This is a genomic window from Megasphaera vaginalis (ex Srinivasan et al. 2021), assembly GCF_000478965.1.
GTDB lineage: Bacteria > Bacillota > Negativicutes > Veillonellales > Megasphaeraceae > Megasphaera > Megasphaera vaginalis.
Genome location: NZ_AWXA01000038.1, coordinates 1 through 1,635, shown reverse-complemented (window position 1 = coordinate 1,635; position 1,635 = coordinate 1). Strand labels below are relative to the sequence as shown.

At 42.7% G+C, this 1,635-nt stretch carries 2 protein-coding genes; one reads left to right on the top strand and one right to left on the bottom strand.

Annotated features, from left to right (window positions below; translation table 11 throughout):
* Nucleotides 1–273 precede the first annotated feature (273 nt).
* Nucleotides 274–675, bottom strand: coding sequence for a cupin domain-containing protein (locus HMPREF1250_RS06745; RefSeq protein WP_023053895.1), 402 nt, complete (start codon nt 673–675; stop codon nt 274–276).
* 369 nt (nt 676–1,044) lie between these two features.
* Between HMPREF1250_RS06745 and HMPREF1250_RS06740 the strand changes: the two genes are divergently transcribed.
* On the top strand, nt 1,045–1,593 hold the full coding sequence (locus tag HMPREF1250_RS06740; RefSeq protein WP_023053896.1) for an NADH peroxidase: 549 nt from the start codon (nt 1,045–1,047) through the stop codon (nt 1,591–1,593).
* Nucleotides 1,594–1,635: the final 42 nt, after the last annotated feature.

The following is a 1,635-nucleotide window of genomic DNA, read 5'->3' as shown; positions in this document are numbered from 1 at the left end:
AACCGACTGACGTCGAAAGCAGCAGGTATTGATTTATGTAAAAATCCTTTTACATAAATTAGGGCACAAAAAAACAACTTACATTGCGTATTTGGTTTTCTGCACGTTAACCTCACTGGTGCAATCATCATATCACGCATTTTCTTTACTGTCAATATATTTATTCCTATTTTGTAACAATACCGTAAAATTCCCGACTATTTCCCTCTCAATGACGGTAAATCATCACTATTGCAATGAACGCGCAGAGATTTACCGCCATATCGATGGTTTTTACGGCAGTTGTCCGTATGCATCGTCGTCAACAGCTTCACACCATTCATTCGTCGCTCCCTCAGCCGGAACTTCAACTGCAATATGTGCAAACCAGCTGTCTTTTGTAGCGCCGTGCCAATGCTTTACTTCAGGCGGGATATTGACAACATCACCAGGATGAAGTTCACGAGGCGCCTGCCCCCATTCCTGATAATAGCCTCTGCCGGACGTGCAGAATAATATCTGCCCTCCTTTGTGATGAATATGCCAATGATTCCGACAGCCCGGTTCAAAAGTAACATTGGCAGTAATAAGGCGTTCTGTCGTTAATATCTTCAAATAACTCTGACCGTCAAAATATTGCGCATAAGCATCATTAGGCTCTCCTAATCCAAAAACACCTGCTTTTTCTTTCGTCATACCTTGTCCCTCCTCAGTACATCACGATTATAGTCGGTGCATTTCGTATAAATTATAGAAAATTCCCGTTCTTCTGTCTAATGCCTATACTTTATTGATATCTATGCCTGTATATATTGCTTTTTAACAATAAAAAGACAGCCGCCGTAAACCTGCTTCAAAAAGCATCCATCATAAAAATACCGCTTTCCAATGGTTGCCGACAGCGACATCTCCAACTTCGTCATAATTATTTTTAGCATCTATTCATTTTTCTATTGCATCATTCTGTAATATTTGCTATAATTTTGTTAGTAGATAATCATTATTTATTAGTAAAAAATAATAATTACTATCATCAAATTGCAAATTCAAGGAGGTTGTTTCATTATGAAAAAATTTGTTTGTGGTATCTGCGGTTACGTATTCGAAGGCGATGCCGCCCCTGAAAAGTGTCCGCAATGCGGCGCTCCCGCTTCCAAATTTACGGAACTGCAGGAAGGCGTAAAAGAATATGCCGACGAACATCGCGTCGGCGTTGCCAAAGGCGTTGATGAACGTATCATCGAAGGTCTCCGCATGAACTTCACAGGCGAATGCTCCGAAGTCGGCATGTATCTTGCCATGAGTCGTGTTGCCGATCGCCAGGGTTACCCGGAAGTCGCGGAAGCTTACAAGCGTATCGCCTTTGAAGAAGCCGAACACGCCGCAAAATTTGCTGAACTTCTCGGCGAAGTCGTTACAGACGATACCAAGACAAACCTCGAAATGCGTGCAGCCGCTGAACAAGGCGCTTGTGCAGGCAAGAAAGAAATCGCCACACTGGCAAAACAGTTAAATCTTGACGCGATCCACGATACGGTACACGAAATGGCAAAAGACGAAGCTCGTCACGGCCGCGTATTTGACGGTTTGCTCGCCCGCTATTTCCAGAAATAAAAATCCCGGGCATTTATCCATCCAGTTAAATAAACCATCAAA